The following is a 25,861-nucleotide window of genomic DNA, read 5'->3' on the forward strand; positions in this document are numbered from 1 at the left end:
GGGCGGGGGAACGGAGGAAGAGAGGGGCATTGCACGTCCAGGGTCGGCGAGAGGTCGGTCGTCGTGACCTGACTCCGTGTCGCGGGCGCGCAAGTGCGCGCCGATCGAGACGGGGCTCAGATCGGCGGCGACGGCCTACAGCCGAAGAGGGACGCAGCTGGCGGAGAGGCTCAGCCGTGCTCGTGCAGCGGTCGTGAAGAACGACGGTGCGGACGCCGGCGGTGCCGTGCTGGCGATGGAGCCCTGCCCGGGCCGTGCGCGGGCGGCGAGGGCGACGACGATCACGATGACCGCGCAGACGACCGCCAGCAGCGCGCACAGCTCAGCGACACCACCGAGCGTCGCCGCATCGGTGAGCGCTGCCACGCTCGAAGTGAGAACCTCGGCGTCCCCCGCCGTCGTCGCGGCAGCGGTGACCGTGGTGTCGGCGGGGACCGCGTCGTGGAGGCGCTCGAGAGGATGCCCGAGTAGCAGCGCGAGCGCGGTCAGGACGACGAGGAAGAGCAGCGTGAGGGTTCGCTGCACACCAGCGCGCGAGGCGTCTGGTTGCAGGTTCGTCACGATGGCATCTTCCCGGTGGCGTCGAAGAAGCCTGCGGTGTAGGCAGGCAAATTTCGACGTAGCGTACCAAGAACACCTGTTGGTGGCTACGAGGTTCAGGCTCGAAGATCATCAGCGAGGCGGATCGTCAGTCGCTCCCGTCTCCTCGTCTCCCTCCTCGGGGGCGCCCCCCGATGATGAAACAGGACGACTCTGATGCCGCTCCCTCTCCCCGCCCGACTGCACCGCCCCGTCCTGCTCGGCGTCGCTCTGGCGGCAGCGGCGACGCTGGGCCTGGTCCTTCCCGTCGCGCCCGCAGCGGCTCACACCGGCGTGCAATCCAGCAGCCCGTCCGCGGATGCGACGGTGACCGTGGCGCCCTCGGAGGTGACTCTGACGTTCGGGCACGAGGTGGGCTCCGACCCGACGAACAACGTCTCGCTCGTGCAGGTGGTACGCGAAGGGGATGACCTGTTCTACTCCAACGGCTGCGCCGAGGTCGACGCCGAATCGGTGACGACCGGTGTCGCGCTGGGGGAGAGCGGCCGCTACCTGGTGGCGGCGAAGATCGTGACCGCGGACGGGCACGTCTCCACCGCCGAGTACGGCTTCACCTACGACCGGCCTGCGGATGCCGTGGCGAAGACCGGCGTCTCCCAGCCTCCCGTCTGCGGCGGCGACACGTCCGCGTCGGGAGCGCCGGAGTCGCTGTTCGCCCCCTACGAAGCTCCCATCCCCACCATCGTCCTGGTCGGGATCGCGTTGGCGTTCTTCGCGCTCCTCGCGGTCGTCGTCCTCTTCCTCGTCCGCCAGGCAGCACCGCGCCCCGCCGGGTCCGGCGGTGAACCGCCGACCACGGAGTGAGCGGTCAACCAACCGGTCGCCGGCGTCCTCAGCCGGCGGTAACCCGAGTCGGCGCCGCCGCGCTGTGCGCGGCGGCTCTCGCCGGTGCGCTCATTGATGCCGGATTCCCCGGCCTGAGTCTGTGGCCGGCGACTCTCCTCGGCGTCGCACTGCTGCTGGCGCTGCTGCGCGGCCGGACGGTCCGGGTCGGCGCTCTGCTCGGCGCTGTCACGGGGACGGTGTTCTACCTCACCCACGTCTCATGGACTTCGGAGTACCTCGGCCCTGTCCCGTGGCTGGCCCTGTCGCTTCTCGAGGCGGCGTTCTTCGCGGCCGGTGCAGCGACGATTACCCTGATGTGGTCTTCGATCGAGCGGTTCTGGCCGACCCCAGCGGGGCGGCTGCTCTTGCTACCGGCGGGCGTCGCGGGCGTATGGGTGGCGAGGGAAGTCATCGCCGGGTCCTGGCCGTACGGCGGCTTCGCGTGGGGCCGCCTGGCCTACTCGCAGTCCGAGAGCCCGCTCGCTCCGCTGATCGCCTGGGTCGGCGTGTCCGGATTCAGTTTCGTGCTGGTCGCGTGCCTCACCTTCCTGCTGCAGCTGCGACAGTTCCTGCCCGACCGGCCCGCTGCGCTCGGAGCGGCGGCGACGGCGATCGCGCTCGTATGGGTGGCGGTGCCGGTGTGGGAAGCGGCGCCGACCGGGCAGCTGCGGGTCACCGCTGTGCAGGGCGCGGGACCCGCCGGCTACTTCGACCGGCGAGGACCCGGCGAGCTGCTGTCCGCGCAGATCGACGCGACCCCGCGGGAGGCGGGGGTCGCTGATGTCGTGCTGTGGCCGGAGAACAGCATGGACGAAGACCCGCTCGCCGACCCGGCGACATCGCGCCGGCTCTCCGAGCTCGCCGAGACCCTCGACGCCCCCCTGGTCATCGGCGCGATCACCCGTCGCGATGACCGCTACTACAACAGCTCCCTCGTGTGGACTCCGGAGGGTCCCGACGGTCTCTACGACAAGAAGCATCCTGTGCCGTTCGGGGAGTACGTTCCCGATCGCGCGTTCTGGTCACGCCTTGCACCGGATCTGATCGGTCTCGTGCAACGCGATTACGAGATCGGTGCACTCTCCCCGGCTGTCGCCGTCGCAGGCACCATCGCCGGGGTGTCGCTGTGCTTCGACATCGTCGATGACCATCTCTTCGACGAGATGATCGCTGGAGGCGCACAGGTCATCTTTGCGCAGACCAACAACGCCGATTTCGGGCGCACCGACGAGTCCGCGCAGCAGCTCTCGATCGCCCGCGTCCGGGCGATCGAGACCGGACGAGCGATCGTGAACGTCTCGACCGTCGGGCAGAGCCAGACGATCCTCCCCGACGGGTCCACCGGAGCCCGGATCCCCGCGTTCACGCCCGGCGCGTTCACCGACACGGTGCCTCTGAGCGCTGCCGTCACCCCGGCGATGTCCCTGCGCACCCTCATCGGAGGTGCCATCGCGCTCAGCGCGCTCGCACCACTGCTGACCGGGGCTCTCCTGACGCTCACGCGCCTGCGTCAGCGCGGGGAGGGTGTCTGAGGGTCGCTTCCTCGCCGGTTCAACTCCTGCAGGTAGGCGTTGTAGGCGTCCAGGTCAGGGGTTCCGTGCTCATCCCCAGCGCGGTCGGCGGCGCGAGCTGCCCGGGTGTCGTCACGCTGCCACCGCACCAGGAGCAGCAGCACGATCAGCAGGCTCGGCAGCTCGCCGTACGACCAGGCGAGAGCGCCGGCGATCTGCTGATCCGCGATCGGGTCCACTCCCCACGACGCGGGAGCCTGGAACGCACCCACGAACGCGGTCGCGGACATCATCACGATGACCCCGAAGAACGCATGCAACGGCATCTCCGCGAACAGGTCGAACATCCGCCCCAGATGCGTCTGCCGTACCGGCAGCGGATCCGCTGACAGCAGCGGAACGGCGAACACCACTCCCGCCGCCAGGAACAGCACCTCCACCGCGAGGTGACCGGCCGCGCTGTCCAGCAGGAGATCGTCGAGATCGCTGAAGTAGAGGCCGTAGAACAGCAGCAGGAACAGCGGGATCGTGAACCCCGGATGAAGAAGCACCCGAACGGCGCGCGAGCGCAGCAGACCCAACGCGGTCACGAGCACCATCCGTCCCGGCCATCGGTGCGGTGTCGTCCGCAGCAGAAGCGTGCCGGGTGAGCCGAGGACGAGAAGCGGCGGGATGGCCATCATCAGCGTCAGCTGCTGAAACATGAACACCGAGAACATCTCCCGGCCGTAGTCCTCGAGCCCGCTGGCCATCGTCGCCACGAGCAGTCCGCACCCTGCGAGGAAGCTCCCCGCGCGCCACCACGGCCACCGCCGCCGCGTCAGCCGGAGCCGCGCGACCCCGAGGGCGTAGACGCCGGCCAGCAGGATGCCGAGAAGCCCCCAGAACCAGAACGCGCTCGCGGACACCGTGAGGAAGGTGTCCATCGAGGGTGGCGCGTCCGGGAGGCGCGAGAGGATCGGCGGGATCGTCATCAGCGTGCCCTCCTCTGTCGGTCGATCGCGAAGGCGGGCCCGCCCCGACGGGACGAGGCGGACCCGCAGGTCAACTGCGCCGTCGCATCCGGCCGATCACGAAGACCGTGACCGCCGTGGCGACCGCGATCGCTGCGGCTCCGATGCACAACCCAGCGAGCAGCCCGGTCGCGTCGAACCCGTCCCCGGAGGAGGCGGCGGGTGCCGCGTCGGTCGTGGTGTCGCTCTCGCCGTCACTTCCGCAGCGGGGCGCCGTCTCCGTTCCCTCAGCGGCGGAGGCTGCCGCGTCGGGCGCGTAGTCGAAGGTGTAGCTGTCGGAGGTGGGGTGACCGTCGGAGGACACCACCTGCCACAGGACCTCGTACTCGCCCGCCGCGCCCAGAGCCGCCGGCACCGAGACCGAGGATCCGTCCAAGGCGACGCACCCCTCCGAGTAGTAGCGGCCGTCCGGGCCGATGACCTGGATCGCGAACGCGGTGTTCGTGCCTCCCAGATCCAGCAGCGTGTCGTTGAAGGTCAAGGACACGCTCGTTACCTCCGCGGCCGTCGCGTCCGGCGCGGGGCTGCTTTCGAGCACCGAGTCGTGGGCGGCCGCGGGAGTCGCCGCGGCCACACCGAGCAGCAGCATCACGGCCGTCGCGATCGCGGCCCGCCCCGCGAAGCGACGGGTCATCCGCGCGCCCGCTTCCGGCCGAACAGCGCGATCGCGCCCAGCGCGGCGCCCACGACTCCCAGCAGCAGGGCCGCGATACTCAGCCCGAGAGCCACGCTGGCCTCCACGCCCGGCGCCTCGGTGGTCGCCGCGGCGGCGTCCGCGTCGGCAGGATCGGTAGCGGCCGATCCTGCGTGGTGGTCCTCAGCCGGCTCGTCCTGGACGTAGAGCACCGGAGCGGACTTCAGAGAGGCGTCGGCTTCGACTTCTTCCGCGGTCGAGACCCAGTCGACGCTCGTCCCGTCGCTGTACGACTGCACGGCCGGCAGCAGCAGGCTCCCCGTCTCCGGGATCGGACCCAGCGAGACGGTCCACTGCATGAACTGACCGGGCTGGATCTCGCTGCCCGCTTCGGCGGTGAAGACGATGCTGGTCGGCGCTTCGGTGATCTCGTTCCCGCCGACGGACACCGGCTCCGGCAGTGTGCTCTCCACGACGGACGTGCTCCACCCCGGGGTGGGCAGGTAGCGCACCGACACGATCGGGGTGCCGGTCGGCAGTGACACGGTGACCGCCGTGGTCACGGCGGTCTCGGATTCGTTGACGGCCTTGAAGGTGAAGTTCTCCGACGCGCCCGGATCGGCCGTGTTCGGGGTGATGCTGACGTGCGCGGTCGCCGTGAGCGGCGCGGCCAGCGCCAGGGCGATGCCGGCGGTGATCGCGGTCACCGCGGTGAGGGTGGTTCGTGTCGACAAGAGGAAGGCTTTCCGTGATGCGGGCGCGCCGAAGCGTCCCGAGAAGGGTGAGAAGAAGGTGCGGCGGTGGCTGCGCTCAGGCAGCAGCGACCGGCGGACCCCGATGCCGCATCACGGACAAGGACACGAGCCGCGGACGTGTGCGCGCGGACGAACTGAATGCCGGTAGTTCACGGCGCGGCGTCGGCTCGCTCGGGCCGGCCAGGAGCGCCCGGACCGTCTCGAATCGGCGCCGGGCCAGGATGCTCCAGAACGCCCGCTCACCCTGGCGAAGCGCGAAGATCGTCACGATCGCGGCGAGCAGGTGCGCTCCCCACATGACGGTGTCGTGGTCCGTGTGGGCTACCGAGGTCGCGAGATCCAGGACGGGCACGCTCGCGTCCTGGTGGTGCCCCGCCGAGACCGTGCCCGACCGGGGAGCAGGGATGGTGTCCGGGTTTCCCAGCATCATCGTCGCATGGAACGCGAACTGGCTGGAGAGAACCGAGACGCTCAGCCGGACCAGCGACAGCCGGCGCCCGGCGAGAGCGACACAGACCGGGACCGCGAACGCCAGCGCGAGGAGCACCCCGACACGGCTCGGAGCCGTTCCGTCGGCGACGGAATGAGAGAAAAGGGCGACGAACGTCGCGACGAGCGCGGCGATGACACCGCGGACGGTCCGCGAGCTGCGCGTCGTCATCACATCACCCGTCCGCTGGAGCGGCAGGACCGCCGAGTCGCGCCCTGCCACTACCGCAACAGGGTACTGGCCTCACCCGAAGGCCTCTTGCCGCCTCGAGGGTCCCGGTCATGACCTCGAACTCAGAGCCCGGCTGGTCGCGTCCTGGTCTGCCTTCGCGGACACGAGCGGGCTACCGCGGCGGGCGGCTCGGACTCCGTTCGCGATGATGACGACCTCTGCGAGCTCGTGCACCAGGACCACTCCGGCCAGGCCCAGGACCCCGAAGAGCGCGAGGGGGAATAGGACGATGATCACGCCGAGCGCGAGGACCAGGTTCGCCGTCATGATCCGCCGGCCCCGGTGGGCGTGCAGGAGCGCGGCGGGGATCAGGCGAAGATCGGTGCCGGTGAACGCGACGTCTGCGGACTCGATTGCGGCGGCGGAGCCGGTCGCGCCCATCGCGATCCCGACGTCCGCGCTCGCGAGCGCGGGAGCGTCGTTGATGCCGTCCCCGATCATCGCCACTCGCCGGTGCCGGCGGAACTGCTCGATCGCGGCCGCCTTGTCGGCGGGCTTCTGCTCCGCACGCACCTCCGAGATCCCTGCTTGAGCGGCGAGTGCACTCGCGGTGCGGGTGTTGTCACCGGTGAGCATGAGCGCGCCGATGTGGTGGCGCTTGAGTTCCGCGATCGTCTCGGCTGCCTCGGGCTTGAGCTCGTCCCGGATCCCGATCACCCCGAGAACACTGCCGGCGCGTTCCACGACGACGGCCGTCATTCCCGCGGCCTCCATCGTTTCCCTCTGCGCGGTCAGCGCGCCGGGGATCCAGCGGGGGCTGCCGATCCGGACCGGGGTCCCCGCAAGGGTGCCAGTGATGCCGTCGCCGGGATGCTCGGTGACATCCTCGATCGGCGCCGGTGCCGGTGATGCGGCGAGGATCGCCGCGGCGAGCGGGTGGGTGCTGTGCGCTTCCAGGGAGGCGGCGACCGCGAGTACGTCCTCGCGGGCGACGCCGGGGGCGGTCGCGACGTCGGTGACACTCGGGCGGCCCGCGGTCAAAGTGCCGGTCTTATCGAACGCGACGACCTGCACCGTACCGAGGCGCTCGAACGCCTCCCCGGACTTGATGATCAGCCCGAAGCGACTGCCCGCGCCGATCGCGGAGATGACCGTCACCGGCACTGCGATCGCCAGAGCGCACGGGGACGCCGCGACCAGGACCACGAGGGCCCGCTCGGTCCACGTAGTCGGGTCTCCGATAAGGACGCCGAACAGGGCGATTCCGGCGGCGAGCAGGAGCACGGCCGGGACGAGGGGCTTGGCGATGCGATCCGCGAGCCGGGCGCGATCGCCCTTGCGGGCGTGGGCCTGCTCGACCAGGTGCACGATCGTGGTCAGGGAGTTGTCCGTCCCCGCGGCCGTGGCCTCCAGCTGTAAGGCGCCGCCGCCGTTGATCGCCCCTGCGGGCACCGTGTCACCGGGACCGACCTCGACGGGGATCGACTCGCCCGTGATCGCGGACGTGTCCACGCTGCTGCGCCCGGATACGACCACTCCGTCTGTCGCGACCCGGTCGCCGGGGCGGACGACCAGGATGTCGAGCTCCCGCAACTCGCGGGCGGGAATCGTGACCTCGCCGTGCAGACGCGACACGATCGCGGTGTCCGGAATCAGATCCAGGAGCGCGCGCAGGCCACCGCGGGCCTTGTCCATCGCGCGGTCCTCGAGCGCTTCCGCGATCGAGAACAGGAACGCCAGCGCCGCCGCTTCCCCGACATGCCCCAGGAGGACCGCGCCGACTGCCGCGATCGTCATCAGCAGACCCACGCCGAGCTTCCCGCGCAGCAGCCGCCGCACGGCGCCGGGAACGAACGTCGACGCTCCCGCGACCAGGCTCGTGCCGAGCACGATCGTTCCCGCGAGCTCGAATCCCGTCCACTCCAGGACGTACCCGATGAGCAGCAGCACACCGGCCGCGACCGGGATCACGACGTTCAGGTCCCGCCACCACGGCACCGACTCCTCCGGCTCGCCGCCATGGTCGTGCTCGTCGTCGCGACCGGCTGCCTCGTGACCGGCAGTCTCATGCTCGTGATGCCCGGTCTGCTCGGTCGGACGCGCGCCGAGTGTCAGGGCGACCGGCGCGTCGTCGACGGCGCAGCACGTGTCCTCGGTGCGACGAGGACGCACCACCAGAGGGCGGCGCGGTGTGGTCGGCTCGTCGCCGCCACAGCACTCCGCGCTCACTCGGACACCCCGCAGCACAGCGGGACATCGCAGTTCTCGTCCGCGCACTCGACGCCGTTCTCGACCGCCAAGACGACATCCAGCATCGCCAGCAACGCCTTCGAGAGATGCGGATCCGCGATCTCGTACCGAGTACTCCGACCCTCCGGGATCGCCGCGACGATCCCGCACCCGCGCAGGCACGTCAGATGATTCGACACGTTCGAGCGCGTCAGCCCCAGAGACTCGGCCAGCTCGCCCGGATGACCCGGCTGCTCGATGAGAGAGAGCAGAATCCGAGAACGGGTCGGATCCGCCATCGCCCGACCCAACCGGTTCATGACGTCCACACGCGAAGCAATAGTCAGCATACGCTGACCATACAGCAAGCGCTGTCATGTGAGCGGTGCGCTCCGGGGGCTAGGAAAGGGACGGTGCACTGTTGCGGCCGACATAGGATCGCCGGATGAGCCGACCGAACAAACGCCGGCGCCGTCCCAGGAACGCGACCGCTCCTCGCCCGAGCACCCCTCAGAACTCTCTGCGGACCCAGACCTCCCGGTACCCCGATCGCAGCAGGGCCAAGATGGCTCTCGCGCCGGGGATCATCCTCGCGATCGTCCTGCTCGCGGGTCTCGCGCTGGTCGGCACCGACGAGTACGTCTTCGTGCTCTACACCGTCGCGATCCTCGCCGCGGTGATGTCCTGGTTTGCGATCCAGGCTCGCGCATGGTGGTGGCTGATCGGGTTGATCCCGATGGTGGCCCTGTGGAACCCGGTCCTTCCGTTCGCGTTCCCCGACGTCATCTGGTCCTCGCTGCACCTGATCGGAATCGGCATCGCCGTCGCCGCAGGGCTGATCATCCGCGTGCCCGTGAAGGACTGAGCTCCGAGCGGGAAACCGAAGAAGGGCCGCCCTCGAGGGGCGGCCCTTCTCGTGTCCACGCGCCGCAGCAGCGGGCGAGGTGGGATCAGCGGATCAGCGGTTGCGGATCTGCTCGAGGACCTTGCCGGCGATGTCCGCGGCCTTCTCCTTGGTGGTGGTCGTCTTGGTGGGTTCGGTGACGGTGAAGGGCAGGGTGATGGCCTTGCCGGTCTGATCGCCGGTCACGGTCACCGAGTAGTCGCCCGGGGTGGTGGGCGCCTTCGCGGTGACGGTGAGGCCGCCGTCGATGAGGTCGCGCGTCGCGGTCCGGTCGGTGAACAGCGGTGCGGAGCCGATCAGCTGCGTGTCGCCGTTGAAGTCGGCCGCGGTGAGGGTGATCTCCTCACCGGGCGTGAAGGACGTACCCGACAGGCTCGCGGTGGCGTTGAAGCTGAGGTTGCGGATGTCGCGGTCCAGGCCGAGCGCGTTGGAGATGGTGAAGAACGTGTCGGTCTGGTCGGTGAGGCCGGCGACGTTCGCCGCGCCGGGTCCGTAGCCGGCGATGCGCAGCTGCGAGCCGGTGTGCTGCTGCGAGCCGCCCTCGGCGGCCGTGCCGTAGGACACCTTCATGGTGCTGCCGTCGGCGGTCTTCAGCGCGGTGCTGAGCGAGGTCGGGGGAGTGGAGTCGACGATCTGGCTGGAGTGCGCGTGGTCCGCGGTGACGATGACGAGGGTGTTCCCGTCGGCCTTCGCGAAGGCGAGCGCGGCCTGGACGGCCTCGTCGAGGTCGACGGTCTCGCCGATCTGGCCGCACGCGTTGGCGGCGTGGTCCTGCTTGTCGATGCTGGCTCCCTCGACCTGGAGGAAGAAGCCCTTGTCGCCGGTGTTGAGCAGGTCGATCGCCTTCTCGGTCATCGAGCGCAGCGTGGGCTGCTCGGCGGGACGGGCGGGGTTGGCGACGCAGGTCTGCGGGGCCGCGTCGCCGCCGCCGACCGTGGCGGGCGTCGGTGCGTAGCGGACGGGGAGGTTGCCCGCGCCGAAGAGACCGAGGACGGGTGCGTCCTGGTCGGCAGCGGTCAGGGCCTCGAGCTGCGCGGCGGTGCCGGCCGTGGTCGCGTCGCCGAGGACCTGGTAGCCGCGGTCAGCGGCCTGGTCGAAGAGGGTCCGACCTGCCCAGTCGCCGGCCTTCGCGACCTGCGCGAAGCTCGCGGAGCCTCCGCCGAGGGTGACGTCGGCGCGGGTGCCGAGGATCTGCTCGCTGATCGAGCCGAGTCCGCCGTTCTCGAGCGCGTCGTTGCCGCAGGTGGGGCTGTCGGGGCCGTAGCAGCTGCGCGCGTCGACGTGCGCGGCCTGCACGGCGGGGGTCGCGTCCTGGACCTCGGAGGTGGTGACGTTGCCGGTCTTCAGGCCGTTGGCCTTGGCGATCTCGAGCAGCGTGTCCTGGCGCTCCTGGTCGATGTCGACCGAGACCGCGTTGTCGTACGTCTTGGTGCCGGTGGCCCACGCGCTGCCGGTAGCGGCGGAGTCGGGCACGTAGTCCGGAGCGCCCTTGACGGCGCCGGTGGCCGGGTCGTCGGCCCGGTAGAGGGAGTACGTCGTGTACTGGCCGGTGATGGGGAGGGCGTCGATGCCGGGGAGGCGGCCGGCGGCGCCGTACTCGTAGTTGCGGGCGATGGTGATCTCGGAGTCGCCCATGCCGTCGCCGATGAGGAGGATGACGTTCTTCGCGTCCTGCTCCTTGATCTCGGCGCGGAGCGAGTCGGAGAGGTCGGCGTCGACCGGGGAGATGCGGGCGGCTCCGCCCGTAGTGCTGAAGTCGGCGTTGCCGGCGGCGGTGGCGATGCTCGGAGCGGCGAGGGCCGCTCCGCAGATCAGTGCGGCGGCTGAGAGGGCCACCGCGGAACGTCCGCGGGGTGCGGAGCGGAACAGTCGGGTCACGTCGTGTTCTCCTTGAAGATATGGGGGAGCCCCGAAAGGGGCACCTCCAAGCACACCGCTGTGAGGGACCTGAGTGGGTAGACATCGCCTGCCTATGGGGTGAACGTCTGGAATCGGACGGTCATCCCCGGCTGGGTGGTCACGTGCTGATGCCAAGCCACCAGCGGAAGACGGCTTGCGGCCACCTATCCCGGCGAAGTTACTCCTGCCGGTTCTTGCGTTCCCCCCAGGGGTAACGTCCTGCTAGTGTCGTGTTGTGGCCGAGACCGAAGAGCGCGATGCAGATGGGCTGTTGCGGCAACTCGTCGCGTCCGTGTCGGCGATCCCGGATCCGGTCGAGCGGGCGAGTGAATGCGTGCGCGTGGGGGAAGAGGTGCGGGGACTTCACTCGCAGCTGGCTGTCGTGCGGCGGCGGGCGATCTATGAGGCGACGCTCAAGCCGGGAGCGACGGGACGTAGTGTCGCGGCCGAGTTGGGAGTGAGCGCGAAGACCGTTTCGCAGGCGTCGGCGGAGTATCGCCGCGCCGATCTGGAGATGCTGCGTGACCTTGTCCTCGCCGCCAAGGCCGGGAGCCAGGAAGATGCCGACGTCGCCCATGCGGAGGCGATGCTCGCGAGTACGACCGCGGTCGGTGTTCTTGCCCATATCATCGCCAAGCTGTCTGGCCAGTGGTACCAGGCGGCCGAGTTCGATTCGGACGATGACCACTGGTGGAAGATCCACGATGGTTTCGAGCGCGCCAAATACCTCAGTGAGTTGGCGGGCTTGGAGAGGTCCCGACCCCCCGTCACGAATGAGGCGGAGGAGGACGACCCGCACACTCCTGCGGTGCTGCGGTGGCCGTGCAGGCTTCTCAATGCCATGCCCGGCATCAGAGCATCCGCGACGATCGACGAGCGCCGAGGGCGCCCGGTCTGGACTCTCTGGTGGGGGATCAAGTCGGCTGACAGCCACGTCGACATCTTCTCCGCTGGCCCCTCCGGTGACGGGTGGCTGGTCACGGAATGGCTCGTCTGGCTCGTGCGGGACTACCGCATCGCTGGCAGGTCGATCGTTTCGACGGTGACCGCTCCTCCTCCGATGATCAACGAGCCGGGCAACATGCTGACGTTCACGATCGAGGCGCCCCTCGATGGCGAGGACGCCGTCGATCCGCATGAGTTCGGACGGTCGATCGTCACGCTGTGGGGTGGGGCAGGCAGTGGACGCGACAGGACCGGCTACTTCGAGATCGACTGGCCTCCCGAGGACGAGACGTGAGTGCCGCCTCCGTCTTCGTCGACGAGTCGAAAGCAAAGGATTATCTGCTGATCGCAGCGGCGATCGTTCCCCGTGACATTGCGGAATCTCGGCGGGCCGTCCGCGCTCTGCTTCTTCCCGGGCAGTCTCGCCTTCACATGAAGCAGGAGAACGAGTCTCGAAAGCGGCTCCTGCTCGACACGTTCGCCACCCTGGACACAACGGTGACGATCTTCCGCGCTCCGCGGGACCTCGGCAGCGAGGTTGTCCGCCGTCGACGCTGCCTCGAGGAACTCGTCGGGACCATCGGCCCCGCCGGAGGGCGCCTCTGCCTCGAGCGTGATGAGACGCTGGTCGCGCGCGACAAGCAGTGCATGATCGAGGCGACCCGCCGCTCCGGAAGTGTCGGCACGCTGGAGTACTGGCATGAGTCCGCGGCCAGCGAGCCGCTGCTCGCGATCCCAGACGCCGTGGGGTGGGCGTGGGCTCGCGGCGGCGACTGGCGGCGGCGCGCGCAATCGATGATCAGCAACGTGATCGACATCACGCCCTGAATGCGCGAAACCCGAGCGCCGCGTCCATTCCGGACGGGTCTCGGGTTCACTTCCCTAGGCTCAACGCCCCGGGCCCCGACAGTCTATATCTCGTCTCCCCTACGAGCTACAGACAGTCCTGCTCTGCTGTCCGGGATGCTGCTGGTGCGGCTGACGCCGAGCATTGGCCACGTCATCGTCCTCGCGGGCGCTTGCCGGCGGCGCGTCCGACCGGTTGCCTGCAACGGCGCTGCTGCTGATGCTCGCGCGGATCCTGCTGCTGATCGTCGTGTCGCATCTCAGGGACTGTCCGGCGCGAAGACTCTCGACTTCCCGGAGGTAGCCCCGTGTCCCCAGCGGTTCCAGGCCGCGATGTAGATCGCGAGTCCGGTGACGAGCCCTGCGATCACCCACAGCACGACGAGGTAGTCGATCCAGGAGCCGACCGGGGGCGCGCCGGGGAGGAAGTTCCGCAGCGGGATGACCGCGAAGAGCATCGCGCCGATCCAGCTTGTGAGGGTGGCTTCCACCCTCCGGCGGCCGGTGTAGGCGCTGATGGCGACGAACAGGACGAGCACAGGGGTGACCGCCATCAGCCCGAGCAGCACGATCCCGAAGGCGACCGTGCTCGCCGAGCGGGTCGCGGTGATCTCCACTGAGGGCAGCGGTCGATTGCCGTCAGCGGTGGGCACGGTGTTCGCGGGGTGGTCGATCGTGCCGGTGTGCAACTGCCATCCGGGCACAGCGTTGTCGAGGCAGACCCGGGTGGGGAGAGCGGTGTGCTCGTGGCCGTCCTGATGGTCGTCTTCCCCGGTGAAGGCGAAGGTTGTGAGGTCGGCGCGGTAGCTGTCGAAGGGCCACTCTTCGACGGTTCCCTCGGCGTAGTCCGACTGCACCGAGCTCTCGAGTACCTCGCCCGATGGGAACGTCAGGACGCTCGCCCCGTCGACCGGGAAGGTCACCAGGCTGATCGTCTCGGTGGCCGTGTATCCATCGGAGGAGGTGAGGCCTTCCGACGGCACCAGGGTCATCTGGAACTCCAGCCGCTGGCGGGCCGCGTTCACCTCTGCCGGCTGCAGCTTCACCGTGACGGGGTCATCGCCCGCGATGACCGTCTCGCAGGCTTCGCTGGAGTCCCGAATCCCTCCTGCGTACGTCAGCACGACCGTCGCGTACAGGAATACCGCCGCAAGGACGGCAGTCACGACCGGCCACCGACGACGCGTTGGACGAGGGCGGGCATCGATCATTCGCCGAGCCTAACGAGCCACTACTCGTGGTCCAGGACGCCGTGGGTTGGTGTGGGCTCGCGGCGGCGGCGCGCAATCGGTGAGCATCGGAGTGCAACATCACACCCTGAACGCGCGAGGCTCGAGTGCCGCGTCCATTCCGGACGGGTCTCGGGTTCACTTCCCAAGATTCAACGTCCCGGGGCGATCTGCAGACGGGTCAACTAGCGCTGGAGGTCAAGAGCGGACGAGCCGCGCGATGGCGTCAGAGGCTTCTTGCAGCTTGATCTTCGCGTCGTCGCCGCCGGCGGCAGCGGCCTCGAGGACGCAGTGATTCAGGTGGTCGTTCAGGAGACCGAGTGCGACGGATTCGAGGGCGCTGGTCATCGCGGAGATCTGGGTGAGGATCTTGATGCAGTACTGCTCGTCCTCGACCATGTTCTGCAAACCGCGAGCCTGTCCCTCGATGCGGCGCAGCCGACGGAGGTACTGGTCCTTGTCGGAGATGTAGCCGTGGGCGCCGGTGATATCGGCCTGCTCGCTCGTCTGCTCGGTCACGGTGTCCTCATCCCCCTGGTGCTGGTGCAGCTCGTCCGCTGCTGCGCGGGGCGGACGGGTACGGAGGGGCTTTTCAGCCGCTCCGGCTGCTTTCTGCATACTCTAGGGGGGTATGCGTGGGTGTCCCTTCTGATGCCTTCGAACGAGTGACGTGCGGTTTCGGAGGTGTGGATGATGAGCGGCAACGTCGTTTCTTCGCTGTCCACGCCGCTGACGCGCGCGGTGGTCGTGGTGCTGACGCTGGCCGCTCTGCTGCTGGGCGTGTTCGCGATGCACTCCATGATGGGCAGCCATTCCGACGCCTCTCTGTCCGCAGGACACACGCACGCGCAGACCGATGCTCACGCCGACCCGGTAGCTGCGTCGACGGGCGGGATGGCTCTTGCGGCCGGCGCCGATCAGGGCGCGGTCGTGCCGATGGTGCCGTGTGATGACAGTTGCGCGATGGGGTGCGCTCTGATGGCGGCGACGTGCGTCATCGTCTTCTTCCTCGCCTCCCTGATCCTCCTGGCCCGGGTGCCGGCGCTGTTCGCACGCGTGCTGGACGCCGGTCCTCGTCTGGCGCGGCTGGTGCCGCGTGCGAGGTTCCACGTGTATCTGCCGTCGTTGACGGTGTTGTCGATCAGTCGTACCTGATTCGCCCTGTCGTCGCAGCGTCCGCTGCGACCTCATCACCGCGCCCGCAGGGTGCGGTTCCGGCGACTCTCTGCAACCGAATGAACGGATACGACACTCATGAACACCAAGCGCACTCTTCTCGCCTCGACTCTCGCTCTGGCGACCGCGATCACTCTCTCCGCCTGCTCGGACAGCTCCTCCGGGACGAGCGGCATGGAGGGGATGAGCGACAGCAGCTCGTCCGCGTCTGCCGCACCGTCTTCGTCGTCCGCGTCGTCGGCGGAGGACTTCAACGACCAGGACGTGACGTTCGCGCAGATGATGAAGCCCCACCACGAGCAGGCGGTGGAGATGGCCGACATGATCCTCGCGAAGGACGGCATCAGCACCGAGGTGACCGACCTGGCGACGCAGATCAAGGAAGCGCAGGGGCCGGAGATCTCTCAGCTCGAGGAGTGGATCAGCGCGTGGGGTGCTGAGGGCTCGATGTCGGGCATGGACCACAGCATGGACGGGATGATGTCCGACGAGGACATGTCTGCGCTGGAGAGCGCGACCGGCGCCGAGGCGGAGAAGCTGTTCCTTGAGCAGATGATGATGCACCACGAGGGTGCCGTGGAGATGGCGCAGACCGAGGTCGATGAGGGCCAGAACGCGGACGCGATCGACATGGCCGAGATGATCGTGCAGACGCAGACGGAGGAGATCGCGACCATGCAGGATCTCCTCGCGTCCCGCTGACCCGTCTCCCCTCTCCACCCCTTTCCCTCTCTTGGGCGGGCGCAGCGCTGCTGCGTCGCGCCCGAGCGCGCGCGCTACCGCCGCGCCCCGGTGGGGGTCGCCGTACCTGGCGATCCCCGCCCCTTTTCTTCTTCGCGCCCGTCGAGGGCGCTCGAACCAGAAACATTTCCCATGCACCACATTCCTCTTCACCCTCGTCCGCTTCGGTCGGGAACTGCCCGGTGAACGCCGCGTCGATGAGTGACCCGCGCCGCCGTGACCTGCACCGCACCCGAACCCGCACCCGCGAAACGTCCCCGCGGCAGGCCGCGCTAACGCTCGGACGCCGGGTGACGTACACGGCGCCCTCCCGCGCGGACGCTCACGCGTTGCAGCAGGCCGCGCGCGCGGCGGCCCGTCCGCGACCGATCCCGCCGGGCACGGCCACGATGCGGCCGCGTCTGGCTGGGATGTCCGCGATGACTCTCGTCACGATGATCGCGGTGACCTCCTCGATGCCCGCGTTCGCCGTCGAGAGCACCCCGACCACGACCGCGGCCCTGGCCGCCGCGAGCGAGGTGCAGCCGCAGACGTTCGTCGCGGCCGGCGCGGTGCAGCTCACCGTCACCCGGGACGCGTTCGGCGCCGAAGCTAAACCCGAAGTATTGGTGACCGCCGCCGTCGCCACGGAACTCGTGGACGACGCATCAGAAGATTCCGCCGCGTCCATCGAGGACAGCGGTATCGCGGCTGCTGCCTGGCGGGTGCCGGTCGCGGGCCGCATCTCAAGCACGTTCGGTCCTCGCCCGGATGCTCCGGTCGCGGGAGTGAGCGCGTTCCACAAGGGCACCGACCTCGCCGCCCCTTGCGGAACCCCCGTGGTCGCGGCGACCGGCGGCACGGTCGAGGAAGCCGGGTACGCCGGCAGCTACGGCAACTGGGTCCTGCTGGAGAACAGCGACGGCATCGAGACCGGCTATGCGCACAACAGCGACCTGCTCGTGAATGTGGGCGACACGGTCGCCGCCGGCGACCTGATCGCACTCGTGGGCTCCACCGGGGCCTCGTCCGGCTGTCACCTGCACTTCGAGACGCGCGTGGACGGCAGCCCCGTGGACCCGGAAGGCTTCATGAGCGATCTGGGGGTCGGTCTTGGCTGAGTCGCATGCCACGCCCGCATGGGGGCCGTCGTCGTCATCCTGACGGTGGCCCTGCTCACCGGCTGCACCACCACGGCAGGTCAGGAGACGGGCGCGCCTGCGTCAGAACACGGCGAGTTGGAGCACGTGCACGGGCTGGGCTGGGATCCGGTGACGGGGCTCACCTATGCGGCTGCGCACTCGGGAGTGTGGGTGATCCCCACCGACGCCCTCCCCGACACCTACCCCACCACCCCTCCTGCAAGTGTCGACGCAAGCTCGGGCACGGGGCCGATCGGTGGGCGGGCGCAGGACACGATGGGATTCACGATCACCGCGGAGGGTGTGTTCTATGCCTCCGGGCATCCCGACCCCGCGGATAGCTCAGCGGCAGGACCCAACCTGGGCCTGATCAGCAGTACCGACGCGGCCGCGACATGGGAGCCGCTCTCCCTCAGCGGGGAGACGGACTTCCACGACCTCGCAACCGTCGCCCTCACCGACACAGCTACCCGCGTCTACGGATATGACGCGGGTGACGCCACGATCCGTCGCAGCGACGACTCGGGAACGAGCTGGACGTCGACGGCGCAACTGGCGCTGCGCGATCTGAGCGCCGATCCGCAACGCCCCGACCGGGTGTTCGCGACCACCGAGACGGGCTTGCAGGTCAGCGACGACGCCGGGATCACATTCCAGCCTGTTCCCGACGCTCCAGCGCTGTACCTCGTGGAAAGCAGCGCGACCGGCGAACTGGTCGGCGTCGACGTCGACGGAACCGTGTGGACGGGCACCGCCGACGGCGGCTGGAAGAGCCACGGAACTCTCACGGGAACCCCGGAGGCATTCGCGATCGTCGACGGCGAGGAGAGATGGGTCCTCGCCGCCGATGACCGCGGCATCGTCGCCAGCCGCGACTACGGCCTCACCTGGACGGTGCTGCGCCCGTCCTCATAACGAGAACATCCGCCCTGCCTCGCCAACCGCGGCGGAACCAATTACCTCTTACCCACTACACGGCTATGAATTCTTCATATGCCTGAAGCTGAAAAGGAAACCAAGACAATGAATGACGACATGATGGATATGACGTCCATGCAACCTGCCTTCCCGGACTGGCTGACACCCGTGTCCTGGTTCTTCGTCGCGCTGGGAGTGCTGAGCGCGATCGTGGTTCTGTACGAGATCGTCGGTCGGCGGCACCGTCAACGCAACGGTGCGATGAACCTGGTGTGGCCCGTCGCGGCGCTGTTTCTGGGGCCGGCCGCCGTCTGGGCGTTCCGCAGATGGGGCAGGGACCATTCCGCCCCGTCCTCGCCTTCCGAGGTCGGGTCGGATGGTCGTCTCAGCCGCGACGCTGTCGCGGGAAGCACGCCCGGTGGTGCTGCGGCGACGGTCGGGCACTTCATCGGGGTGCCGCTCGTCGTGGCGAGCGGCCTGACCATCGCCGGCACGAACCTGTGGGTGCTGATCATCGTCATCGCCCTGCTGGCGATCGGGCTGCTGTTCGTCTTCGAGTACTTCTTCGCCGCACCCGTGTCCCGCGGTACCGCGGGACGACGTGCCGGGGTGGCGCTGGTGGCGGCGGCACTGACGGTGGTGGCTTTCGATATCGGTATGGGCGGCTGGATGCTCCTCATGCATTTCGGGAACTTCATGCCAGCTCCGACCGACATCCGGTTCTTCTTCCTCATGCAGATCGGCCTCGTCCTCGGATTCCTCACCGCCTACCCGATGGTTCGGGAACTGCTTCGCCGTCGTGCCGTAGCCGTGTGAGCGGTCCCGCAGCGTCCGGGCCCTCGGACCGGACGCTGCGGCTCTCACTGAGGCGGCTACGACAGCTCGGTGACCTCGTGGCGCGATGCTCGCGGCTGCGAGGCACCGTCTCCCCCTCGAGCCAGCGCTGACCGCGTGCTGGCCTCAGGGGTGAGGTCCAGCCGACGCAGCAGCTGCGCGTTCACAGCGACCACGACAGTCGATGCGGACATCAGCAGAGCTCCCACCGACATCGGCAGCACGAAACCGATCGGGGCCAGTACTCCGGCGGCCAGGGGGACGGAGAGGAGGTTGTAGCCGGCCGCCCACCACAGGTTCTGCTTCATCTTCCGGAAGCTCGCCCGGGACAGCTCGATCACGGACAGCACCGACCGGGGGTCATCGGAGGCCAAGATCACCCCGGCGGATGCGATCGCGACATCGGTGCCCGCGCCGATCGCGATTCCCACGTCGGCTTGCGCGAGAGCGGGAGCGTCGTTGACGCCGTCGCCGACCATCGCGACTCGTCGGCCCTCGCGCTGCAACTCGATGACCTTTGCGGCCTTGTCCTCCGGCTTCACGCCGGCGAACACCCGGTCGATGCCGAGCTCCTCGCCCACGGTGCGGGCAACCGCTTCCGCGTCGCCGGTGATCATGACCACCTGCACACCGATCGCGTGCAGCGCGTCGACAGCCTGCCGGGACTCCTCCCGCACCTCGTCCGCGAGCCCGAGGGCACCGATGACCTGACCGTCACGGAGGACGTGCAGGATGATCATCCCTTCCGCCTCCCACGCGCGTGTCTGCTCGAGCGCGACCGCGTCGTGCGCGCGCAACATCGACGGTCCGCCGACGCTCACCGTGCGGCCCTCGACCTGCGCCGTGACGCCGACAGCGGTCGACGCTTGGAAGCCGGTCGCCTCCGGCACCTGTACGCCGCGGCTAGTCGCGGCTCCCGCGATCGCCCGCGCGAGGGGATGCTCGCTGTCCGCCTCGACCGCCGCGGCGACCGCGAGCAGCTGCTCCTCGTTCACCCCGTCGACGGTGTGCACGGCGGCAAGAGTGGGCTCGCCCTTGGTCAGGGTGCCCGTCTTATCGAACAGGACCGTGCTCACCGTGCGCATGCTCTCCAACGCGAGACGGTCTTTGACGAGGACGCCGCCCTTCGCGGCGCGCTCGGTCGCGATGGACACCACCAGCGGGATCGCGAGTCCCAGCGCGTGCGGGCACGCGATGACCAGAACCGTGATGGTGCGGATCACCGCGTCGTCGGGGCTGCCCAGTAGCGACCACACGATCGCGGTGATCACTCCCGCGCCCAACGCGAACCAGAACAGCCACCCGGCAGCGACATCGGCGATGCGCTGCGCCCGGGAGGACGAGTTCTGCGCCTCCGTGACCAGGCGCTGGATGCCGGCGAGAGCGGTGTCGTCTCCGACGGCCGTCACCTCCACCCGCAACGCCGTGTCCGTGGCGACCGTGCCGGCCACGACCATCGACCCCGGGCCGCGACTGACCGCACGGGACTCCCCGGTGATCATCGACTCATCCACGTCCGCGGTGCCCTCGAGGACCCGGCCATCTGCCGGCACCCGGCCGCCGGGACGCACGACCACGACATCCCCCTGCACCAGGTCCGCGGGAGACACCTTCTCCACCTCACCCTCGCGCACCCGCTCCGCCTCATCCGGCAGCAGCGCCGCGAGAGAGTCCAGCGCGGAGGACGTCTGCGCGAGAGAGCGCATCTCGATCCAGTGCCCGAGCAGCATGATCACGATCAGCAGCGCCAGCTCCCACCAGAAGTCCAGCTCGTGATCCACGAGCCCCGCGCTCGCACCCCACGACGCAAGGAACGCGACCGTGATCGCCAACGCGATCAGCAGCATCATCCCCGGCGTCCTCGAGCGCAGCTCCGACACCGCGCCCTGCAGGAAGGGCCGGCCGCCCCAGACGTACATCACCGTCCCGAGCACCGGCGAGATCCAGCCGACTCCCGCAACGTCGGGGAGGGAGTAGCCCAGGATCATCGAGAACATGCCGCTGAACACGACCACCGGCACCGCGAACACCAGCATGATCCAGAACAACCGCCGGAACTGGCCGACATGATCGCCGTGGCCGCCGTGGCCGCCGTGGCCGCCGTGGCCGCCGTGGCCGCCGTGGCCGCCGTGGCCGCCGTGGCCGGCAGCGCCCGCCGTCATGTTGTGGCCTGCGTGAGGATCAGGCTCTCCGCGCATCTGGTGCCCGGCGTGCCCGTCAGGGGCCGTACTCACGTGATGACCTGTCCTTCCCGCGTCGACGTCGCGTGCTTCGACGGTGCGGTGATCACTCTCGTGCTCGTCATCGTGCAGGTGGTGCTGCGCCATCATGACTCCTTCCGGCCGCTTCCGGCCTGATCCGACGGTATACCCCCCGGGGGTATCAGACAACGGGGTGATCGGGCGGAAGATTCCCGACTTGACCGAAGATGTCGGGGCAGGGGCAACGCACCACATCGATACGGGATGGGTTGGGCGGGTGCCTAGGCTGAGCGCATGAGTGACTCCAACCCGTCTGGCACGCCGTCGCCCGTCCCGGAGCGCCCCCGCTGGGTGAAGGTGTTCATGGTCGTCGTCGTCGTCCTCGCGATCGGCTTCATCGTCGTGCACCTGCTCACCGGCGGCGGGGCGCAGATGATGAATCACTGATGATGCTCGGCCCGCGAGCTCGCCGAGTCGCCCTCACCGTCCACGTCCTGGTGTCCGTGGGCTGGTTCGGCGCGGTGGGCGCGTTCCTCGCGATCGCGCTCGTCGGAGCGACCAGCAGCGACCCCTTCACGGTCCGAAGCGCCTACTTGGCGTTGGACCCGCTGGGGACGTTCGTCATCATCCCGTTCGCCCTCGCCTCCCTCGCCACCGGAATCCTGCAAGGCCTCGGAACGCACTGGGGACTGGTGCGCCACTACTGGGTGGCGATCAAGCTGTGGCTGAGTGTCTTCGCAACCGCAGTCCTCCTGCTGCACACGCGCCTCATCGAGACGATGTCCCTCGCCGCCCGCCACGGGCTCATCCCCTCCACGCTCGAGGGAACCCGCACGCAACTGGTCGTCGCGACCGCCGGCGGCGCCGTCGTTCTCGTGGTTATCACCGCCCTGTCCGTCCTCAAGCCTCGCGGCCGCACCCGGATCGGGCTGAGAGCAACCCGAACGACCTGACCGGCGTTGAGTTCCGGCGTGTCAGCGCCGAGACAATGAGGAGGCGCGGGGGTGATCGCTGCCCGGGCGCAGCGCTATCCAGAGCCCGCACCGCCGGCACACGTACGCGGCGCCATCGTTGAGTGCGTGAACCTGACGTCGACGGCGGGCCCGTCCGCAGCAGGAACAGGTGACGGAGGAATCAGGGTTCACGGGCAGCGATCGCTTCCACGAGCTGCTCCGTCGTCGGAAGACCCGCCAGCCCGCTCGGCGTGAAGTAGATCCGACAGGCAAGATCCGTGGTCCGCCCGCCCGACGGGAACAGGTCTTCCCCGTCGAGGGTGATCGTCGGGGAACCCGCGAAAGCGACGCCGGCGGCGTCCTCCGGTGTCGCCAGAAGCCGGTAGGTGACGGGGATGTCGGAGTGGCCGGTGGACTTCAGCGCCTGGTCCAGGCGAGGGCCGACGTCCTTCCAGTTCGGGCAGTCGTCGATGTGAAGAACCTCGATCATCATTCTCCGATCATCCTCCCGCCGTGCGCGTCGCACCCGAGGAGAGCACTTCTGAGGTTGAGGGTGTCTGCCCCGGAACATCAATCGTCAGCCCGCTCGTGGCTCGCCTGTCGGCGCCCGCTCTAGTCATCGTCATCGTCGTCTTCTACGAGCTCGCCTTCCCAGGCCTCGCGTCCCTCGTGAATGGCGAAGAGAGCGATGACGAACCCTGCAACCGGGTCAAGCCACGCGGCTCCAGTGAGGGCGTAGAGGACGAGCCCGACGAGGGTGGAGACGCTCAACAGCACGCAGATCCGAGTCTCCGCTGCGTCCGCGAGGATCAGGGGGTCTCCGAGCCTCTTCCCGACACGCGTTTTCACCGCCGCAAGGACCGGCATGACGATGATCGAGAGGATCAGGAGCACGATGCTGACCGGGGAGGACTCGGGAGCGTCACCCGCGATCAGGCTGCGGATGCCCTCGATGCTCACGTAGGCGGCGAGGAGGAAGAACGTCACGGCAACGAACTTCAACGTGCGCCGCTCCTTCGCTTCGTCCGCCTCACCATGCCGCAGCCGCGCCGCCAGGCGCAGCCCTACCAGCACGGCGGCGATCGACTCGATGCCGGAGTCGATGCCGAACCCGATCACGGACACGAGTCCCGCGGCGATACCGGCCGCGATCGCGACGATGCCCTCGATGACGTTGTAGGCGACGGTGAACTGCGCCAGGCGCAGCCCGCGTCGGGTCAGCTGTTCGGTCTCGGCGGGGGTGAGTGCGCTCATTCGGTGGTCCTCTCGGGGCGGGGGTGACGGGTCAGATGGGGAGGACGAATCCGTTGATCAGGTTCTGGAGGCGGTAGATCAACTGGGTCCACAGGCCGCTGACCATGGCGGTGCCGATGAGGATGAGTAGCCCTCCGCCGAGGAGGTTGATGGTGCGGATGTGGCGTTTGAGGAAGCTGGTCGCGGTGGCGGCCCAGGAGAATCCGAGGGCGATCAGCAGGAACGGCAGTCCCAGGCCCAGGCAGTACAGCAGGCCGAGGAACGCGCCGCGGCCGGCGGAGGCGCCGTCCAGGCTCAGCGCGGAGATCGCGGCGAGGGTGGGCCCGAAGCAGGGTGTCCAGCCGAGCCCGAACACGACACCGAGCAGGGGTGCTCCGGCGAGTCCGGTCGCGGGTTTCCAGCGGGGGCGGATGGTGCGTTGCAGGAACCGGACCTGCCCGATGAACACGACACCCATGAGGATCACGAGCGCCCCGAGGATGCGGGTGACGGTGTCCTGCCATTCGAGCAGCCATGTCCCGAGGGCGCCGAACGCGGCGCCGTAGGCGATGAACACGACGGCGAATCCGGCGACGAACAGGCCCACCCCGGCGACGAGGCGACGGCGGCTGCCGGCGGCGAGGTCGGGGTTCCCGCCGATGTAGGCGAGATAGCCGGGCACGAGGGGCAGCACGCACGGGGACGCGAACGAAACGAGGCCGGCGAGGACCGCGATGGGCGCGGCGAGCAGGAGTTGGCCGCTGAACACGGCCTCTCCCCAGTTCACGAGGCCGCCTCCGCGATGGTGTCCGCGATGAGGGTGTCGAGGATGGAGCGGGCAGTGACCCGGCCGAGGATCCGCGCGGCGGGTCGGCCGTCGACGTCGAGCACGAGCGTGGTGGGGACGGCGTTCGCGGCGAACTTCCCGGAGAACGCGAGGGCCACGGCGGCGTCGGTGTCGATGATCGAGGGGTAGGTGATGCCGTAGGTGTTCGCAAATGAGGTGGCGGTGTCGGCCTGGTCACGAACGTTGACACCGAGAAACGCCGCACCGTTCCCGTCGTACTGCTCGTGCAGCGCCTGCAGGTCGGGTGCTTCGGCACGGCAGGGCGCGCACGCGGCGTACCAGAAGTTCACGACGAGCACCTGCCCGCGGTACTCGTCGGAACTGATCGCGTCACCCGTCTCGCTCGTTCCGACGAAGTCGACCGGCTCGCCGCGGCTGCCGACAGGCCATTCGATGACGGTGCCGTCGCCGGCGACGTAGTTCTTATTCGACCCACCCCGGTACTGCTCTGCGAGGTCATCCCGCGCGCATCCGCTGGTCCCGAGGCCGATCATCGCGAGCGGGGGAAGGGCCAGTAGGGCGCGACGGCTGAGGGCGCTCACGAGGCGAGGGCGGCGTCGAGAGCGGCCTGGATGTCCTCGATGCGTTCGAGCTGGATCGCCTCGTCGTTCACGAAGATCGTCGGCGTGCCCTGCACCCCCAGGTTCTTGCCCGCCTCGAAATCAAAGCGCACCCGCTCCAACGTCGACGGGTCAGCCACATCCGCGTCGTACTGCTCCAGATCGAGGCCGATCTCCTCCGCGAAACCGCGGAACACGTCGGCCTTGGAGTCCTGACTCTCACCCCAGCTCGCCTGCGTCTGGAACATCCGGTCGTACATCTCCTCGAACCGGTCCTGCCGCGCGGCTGCCTCGACTGCGACGGCCGCGTTCTCGGAGTTACGGTGCGAGGGGATCGGGAAGTAGCGGGTCGCGAACGTGACCCGTCCCGCGTACTCCTCACGCAGCTGCTCGATGGTCGGGTACACGGCCGCGCAGACCTCGCACTCGAAGTCGAGGAACTCGACCAGCGTCACCTTCCCGTCCTCCGCCTGATCGAGCACGTGCGTGTTCTGTTCGAGGACGGGGGTCGCGGCGGCGACCTCCTCGCGGGAGGAAGAGAACGGCCGGAAGATTGCGATCGCGGCGATGACCGCGACGACGAAGACAGCCGCGGCGATCGCGATCAGGTTGACCTTGGTGCTGGTTCTCACGTGTGGTGCTTTCTGTCAGGCCGATGGTCGGCAGAAACGAGGGAACGGTGCCGTGATCCGGCGGAAGGAGAGGCGCAGGCCTGCGCCTCCATCAGGTTTCGCTCGTCTGCGGTTCGGGAGCGTCCGCTCTGCTGAAGACTTGCAGGACGGCCCAGCCGGCGATGCCGCAGGTGGTGAAGATGTCGGCGATGTTGAAGATCGCGAACCAGTCGACCGCGATGAAGTCCACGACCTCCCCGCTCAGCGGCGTGTCTGCGGCGCGGCTGATGCGGTCCCAGATGTTCCCCACGCCGCCGCCGGCGGCGAGAGCGAGAAGAGCCGTACCGCCCAGCGGAGCGCCGCGGACGGCCCGCACGAACACCCACACCGTGAGGGTCGTGAGAACGACGATCAGTCCCACCGCCAGGGGAGGTCCCGGCTCTGAGCCCATCCCGAAGGCGACGCCGGGGTTGAAGATCAACTCGAACCGCGCCCCGAGCGCGAGCTCGATCGTCTGCCCGTCATCCAGCTGCGTCAGTGCCCAGCTCTTCGTGAGCTGATCGAGAGCGAATGCGGCCGCGATCAGCGCGGCCACCAAGGCGACCCGGAGGACGG

General features: G+C 68.9%; 28 protein-coding genes. 11 read left to right on the plus strand and 17 right to left on the minus strand.

The window, feature by feature from the left end:
* Positions 1-135: 135 nt before the first annotated feature.
* Positions 136-561 carry a hypothetical protein gene (locus tag C5B95_RS15040; RefSeq protein WP_146076627.1) on the minus strand — a complete coding sequence of 142 codons (426 nt, stop codon included), beginning with the start codon at positions 559-561 and terminating at the stop codon, positions 136-138.
* Positions 562-756: 195 nt separating this feature from the next.
* Between C5B95_RS15040 and C5B95_RS15045 the strand changes: the two genes are divergently transcribed.
* Together C5B95_RS15045 and lnt are read left to right on the plus strand one after the other, a co-directional pair.
* Positions 757-1,404, plus strand: a complete 648-nt coding sequence (locus C5B95_RS15045) for a copper resistance CopC family protein (protein WP_104349528.1) — start codon at positions 757-759, stop codon at positions 1,402-1,404.
* A complete protein-coding gene (gene lnt, locus C5B95_RS15050) occupies positions 1,401-2,957 on the plus strand; it encodes an apolipoprotein N-acyltransferase (RefSeq protein WP_104349529.1) in 1,557 nt (518 codons plus the stop codon). The genes C5B95_RS15045 and lnt overlap by 4 nt, the downstream gene beginning before the upstream one ends.
* On the opposite strand, the gene C5B95_RS15055 is transcribed toward lnt, so the two are convergent.
* From C5B95_RS15055 to C5B95_RS15080, 6 genes are all read right to left on the minus strand, one after another.
* Positions 2,936-3,910, minus strand: coding sequence for a cytochrome c oxidase assembly protein (locus C5B95_RS15055; protein ID WP_104349530.1), 975 nt, complete (start codon positions 3,908-3,910; stop codon positions 2,936-2,938). The genes lnt and C5B95_RS15055 overlap by 22 nt on opposite strands.
* Before the next feature lie 70 nt (positions 3,911-3,980).
* The gene (locus C5B95_RS15060; protein WP_104349531.1) at positions 3,981-4,583 is read right to left on the minus strand and encodes a copper resistance CopC family protein; all 603 of its coding nucleotides are present in this window, start codon (positions 4,581-4,583) and stop codon (positions 3,981-3,983) included.
* The gene (locus C5B95_RS15065; RefSeq protein ID WP_181068102.1) at positions 4,580-5,317 is read right to left on the minus strand and encodes a YcnI family protein; all 738 of its coding nucleotides are present in this window, start codon (positions 5,315-5,317) and stop codon (positions 4,580-4,582) included. The genes C5B95_RS15060 and C5B95_RS15065 overlap by 4 nt, the downstream gene beginning before the upstream one ends.
* A gap of 76 nt (positions 5,318-5,393) precedes the next feature.
* Entirely contained in the window at positions 5,394-5,885 is a 492-nt protein-coding gene (locus C5B95_RS15070) for a hypothetical protein (protein ID WP_146076628.1), read from the minus strand.
* Positions 5,886-6,107: 222 nt separating this feature from the next.
* The gene (locus C5B95_RS15075; protein ID WP_243601031.1) at positions 6,108-7,997 is read right to left on the minus strand and encodes a cation-translocating P-type ATPase; all 1,890 of its coding nucleotides are present in this window, start codon (positions 7,995-7,997) and stop codon (positions 6,108-6,110) included.
* Positions 7,998-8,224: 227 nt separating this feature from the next.
* Entirely contained in the window at positions 8,225-8,578 is a 354-nt protein-coding gene (locus C5B95_RS15080; protein ID WP_104349534.1) for a helix-turn-helix transcriptional regulator, read from the minus strand.
* A gap of 215 nt (positions 8,579-8,793) precedes the next feature.
* Between C5B95_RS15080 and C5B95_RS15085 the strand changes: the two genes are divergently transcribed.
* A complete protein-coding gene (locus C5B95_RS15085) occupies positions 8,794-9,093 on the plus strand; it encodes a DUF6804 family protein (RefSeq protein ID WP_104349535.1) in 300 nt (99 codons plus the stop codon).
* 93 nt (positions 9,094-9,186) lie between these two features.
* Here the strand turns inward: C5B95_RS15085 and phoA are convergent, their stop codons facing one another.
* Positions 9,187-11,010, minus strand: coding sequence for an alkaline phosphatase (gene phoA, locus C5B95_RS15090; protein WP_243601002.1), 1,824 nt, complete (start codon positions 11,008-11,010; stop codon positions 9,187-9,189).
* Between the two features lie 256 nt (positions 11,011-11,266).
* Between phoA and C5B95_RS15095 the strand changes: the two genes are divergently transcribed.
* Positions 11,267-12,271 carry a hypothetical protein gene (locus C5B95_RS15095; protein WP_146076629.1) on the plus strand — a complete coding sequence of 335 codons (1,005 nt, stop codon included), beginning with the start codon at positions 11,267-11,269 and terminating at the stop codon, positions 12,269-12,271.
* Positions 12,268-12,804, plus strand: coding sequence for a hypothetical protein (locus C5B95_RS15100; RefSeq protein WP_104349537.1), 537 nt, complete (start codon positions 12,268-12,270; stop codon positions 12,802-12,804). The genes C5B95_RS15095 and C5B95_RS15100 overlap by 4 nt, the downstream gene beginning before the upstream one ends.
* Positions 12,805-13,082: 278 nt before the next feature.
* Here C5B95_RS15100 and C5B95_RS15105 read toward each other — a convergent pair whose 3' ends face one another.
* Positions 13,083-13,988, minus strand: a complete 906-nt coding sequence (locus tag C5B95_RS15105; RefSeq protein WP_181068103.1) for a DUF4436 family protein — start codon at positions 13,986-13,988, stop codon at positions 13,083-13,085.
* A 261-nt stretch (positions 13,989-14,249) separates the two neighbouring features.
* Complete coding sequence (locus tag C5B95_RS15110; protein WP_308197450.1) at positions 14,250-14,570, minus strand: metal-sensitive transcriptional regulator; 321 nt, start codon at positions 14,568-14,570, stop codon at positions 14,250-14,252.
* 171 nt (positions 14,571-14,741) lie between these two features.
* Between C5B95_RS15110 and C5B95_RS15115 the strand changes: the two genes are divergently transcribed.
* The 5 genes from C5B95_RS15115 (at position 14,742) to C5B95_RS15135 (ending at position 18,823) form a co-directional block, all read left to right on the plus strand.
* Positions 14,742-15,206 (plus strand): hypothetical protein, encoded by a 465-nt coding sequence (locus tag C5B95_RS15115; protein ID WP_104349540.1) that lies wholly within the window; start codon positions 14,742-14,744, stop codon positions 15,204-15,206.
* Between the two features lie 99 nt (positions 15,207-15,305).
* Positions 15,306-15,929, plus strand: a complete 624-nt coding sequence (locus C5B95_RS15120; RefSeq protein ID WP_104349541.1) for a DUF305 domain-containing protein — start codon at positions 15,306-15,308, stop codon at positions 15,927-15,929.
* A gap of 458 nt (positions 15,930-16,387) precedes the next feature.
* On the plus strand, positions 16,388-17,068 hold the full coding sequence (locus C5B95_RS15125) for a M23 family metallopeptidase (protein ID WP_146076630.1): 681 nt from the start codon (positions 16,388-16,390) through the stop codon (positions 17,066-17,068).
* 18 nt (positions 17,069-17,086) lie between these two features.
* Positions 17,087-18,004: a F510_1955 family glycosylhydrolase gene (locus tag C5B95_RS15130; RefSeq protein WP_104349543.1), complete on the plus strand. Its 918-nt coding sequence runs from the start codon at positions 17,087-17,089 to the stop codon at positions 18,002-18,004.
* A 78-nt stretch (positions 18,005-18,082) separates the two neighbouring features.
* Positions 18,083-18,823, plus strand: coding sequence for a DUF4396 domain-containing protein (locus tag C5B95_RS15135; protein ID WP_104349544.1), 741 nt, complete (start codon positions 18,083-18,085; stop codon positions 18,821-18,823).
* Between the two features lie 56 nt (positions 18,824-18,879).
* Here the strand turns inward: C5B95_RS15135 and C5B95_RS15140 are convergent, their stop codons facing one another.
* Positions 18,880-21,171 carry a heavy metal translocating P-type ATPase gene (locus C5B95_RS15140; protein ID WP_104349545.1) on the minus strand — a complete coding sequence of 764 codons (2,292 nt, stop codon included), beginning with the start codon at positions 21,169-21,171 and terminating at the stop codon, positions 18,880-18,882.
* 317 nt (positions 21,172-21,488) lie between these two features.
* Between C5B95_RS15140 and C5B95_RS15145 the strand changes: the two genes are divergently transcribed.
* Positions 21,489-21,995 (plus strand): DUF2269 domain-containing protein, encoded by a 507-nt coding sequence (locus tag C5B95_RS15145; protein WP_219812995.1) that lies wholly within the window; start codon positions 21,489-21,491, stop codon positions 21,993-21,995.
* A gap of 181 nt (positions 21,996-22,176) precedes the next feature.
* On the opposite strand, the gene C5B95_RS15150 is transcribed toward C5B95_RS15145, so the two are convergent.
* The 6 genes from C5B95_RS15150 to C5B95_RS15175 form a co-directional block, all read right to left on the minus strand.
* Positions 22,177-22,488 carry a hypothetical protein gene (locus C5B95_RS15150; protein ID WP_055794463.1) on the minus strand — a complete coding sequence of 104 codons (312 nt, stop codon included), beginning with the start codon at positions 22,486-22,488 and terminating at the stop codon, positions 22,177-22,179.
* Between the two features lie 119 nt (positions 22,489-22,607).
* Positions 22,608-23,249: a cation diffusion facilitator family transporter gene (locus C5B95_RS15155; protein ID WP_055794460.1), complete on the minus strand. Its 642-nt coding sequence runs from the start codon at positions 23,247-23,249 to the stop codon at positions 22,608-22,610.
* 31 nt (positions 23,250-23,280) lie between these two features.
* Positions 23,281-24,015 carry a cytochrome c biogenesis CcdA family protein gene (locus C5B95_RS15160; protein ID WP_104349546.1) on the minus strand — a complete coding sequence of 245 codons (735 nt, stop codon included), beginning with the start codon at positions 24,013-24,015 and terminating at the stop codon, positions 23,281-23,283.
* Positions 24,012-24,617, minus strand: a complete 606-nt coding sequence (locus tag C5B95_RS15165) for a TlpA disulfide reductase family protein (protein ID WP_104349547.1) — start codon at positions 24,615-24,617, stop codon at positions 24,012-24,014. The genes C5B95_RS15160 and C5B95_RS15165 overlap by 4 nt, the downstream gene beginning before the upstream one ends.
* Complete coding sequence (locus C5B95_RS15170) at positions 24,614-25,267, minus strand: thioredoxin domain-containing protein (RefSeq protein WP_104349548.1); 654 nt, start codon at positions 25,265-25,267, stop codon at positions 24,614-24,616. The genes C5B95_RS15165 and C5B95_RS15170 overlap by 4 nt, the downstream gene beginning before the upstream one ends.
* A 91-nt stretch (positions 25,268-25,358) precedes the next feature.
* Positions 25,359-25,841, minus strand: a complete 483-nt coding sequence (locus C5B95_RS15175) for a signal peptidase II (RefSeq protein WP_181068104.1) — start codon at positions 25,839-25,841, stop codon at positions 25,359-25,361.
* Positions 25,842-25,861 lie beyond the last annotated feature (20 nt).

Source organism: Rathayibacter sp. AY1A7, from assembly GCF_002930845.1.
Taxonomy (GTDB): Bacteria; Actinomycetota; Actinomycetes; order Actinomycetales; family Microbacteriaceae; genus Rathayibacter.

Excerpts from the sequence above, each read along its gene's own strand:
- C5B95_RS15145 (WP_219812995.1), top strand. The coding sequence starts at position 21,489 with ATGATGCTCGGCCCGCGAGCTCGCCGAGTCGCCCTCACCGTCCACGTC.
- C5B95_RS15130 (WP_104349543.1), top strand. The coding sequence starts at position 17,087 with ATGGGGGCCGTCGTCGTCATCCTGACGGTGGCCCTGCTCACCGGCTGC.
- C5B95_RS15045 (WP_104349528.1), top strand. The coding sequence starts at position 757 with ATGCCGCTCCCTCTCCCCGCCCGACTGCACCGCCCCGTCCTGCTCGGC.
- C5B95_RS15135 (WP_104349544.1), top strand. The coding sequence starts at position 18,083 with ATGCCTGAAGCTGAAAAGGAAACCAAGACAATGAATGACGACATGATG.
- C5B95_RS15060 (WP_104349531.1), bottom strand. The coding sequence starts at position 4,583 with ATGACCCGTCGCTTCGCGGGGCGGGCCGCGATCGCGACGGCCGTGATG.
- C5B95_RS15140 (WP_104349545.1), bottom strand. The coding sequence starts at position 21,171 with ATGATGGCGCAGCACCACCTGCACGATGACGAGCACGAGAGTGATCAC.
- C5B95_RS15085 (WP_104349535.1), top strand. The coding sequence starts at position 8,794 with ATGGCTCTCGCGCCGGGGATCATCCTCGCGATCGTCCTGCTCGCGGGT.
- C5B95_RS15055 (WP_104349530.1), bottom strand. The coding sequence starts at position 3,910 with ATGACGATCCCGCCGATCCTCTCGCGCCTCCCGGACGCGCCACCCTCG.
- C5B95_RS15120 (WP_104349541.1), top strand. The coding sequence starts at position 15,306 with ATGAACACCAAGCGCACTCTTCTCGCCTCGACTCTCGCTCTGGCGACC.
- C5B95_RS15150 (WP_055794463.1), bottom strand. The coding sequence starts at position 22,488 with ATGATGATCGAGGTTCTTCACATCGACGACTGCCCGAACTGGAAGGAC.
- C5B95_RS15125 (WP_146076630.1), top strand. The coding sequence starts at position 16,388 with ATGACTCTCGTCACGATGATCGCGGTGACCTCCTCGATGCCCGCGTTC.
- C5B95_RS15155 (WP_055794460.1), bottom strand. The coding sequence starts at position 23,249 with ATGAGCGCACTCACCCCCGCCGAGACCGAACAGCTGACCCGACGCGGG.
- C5B95_RS15080 (WP_104349534.1), bottom strand. The coding sequence starts at position 8,578 with ATGCTGACTATTGCTTCGCGTGTGGACGTCATGAACCGGTTGGGTCGG.
- C5B95_RS15115 (WP_104349540.1), top strand. The coding sequence starts at position 14,742 with ATGATGAGCGGCAACGTCGTTTCTTCGCTGTCCACGCCGCTGACGCGC.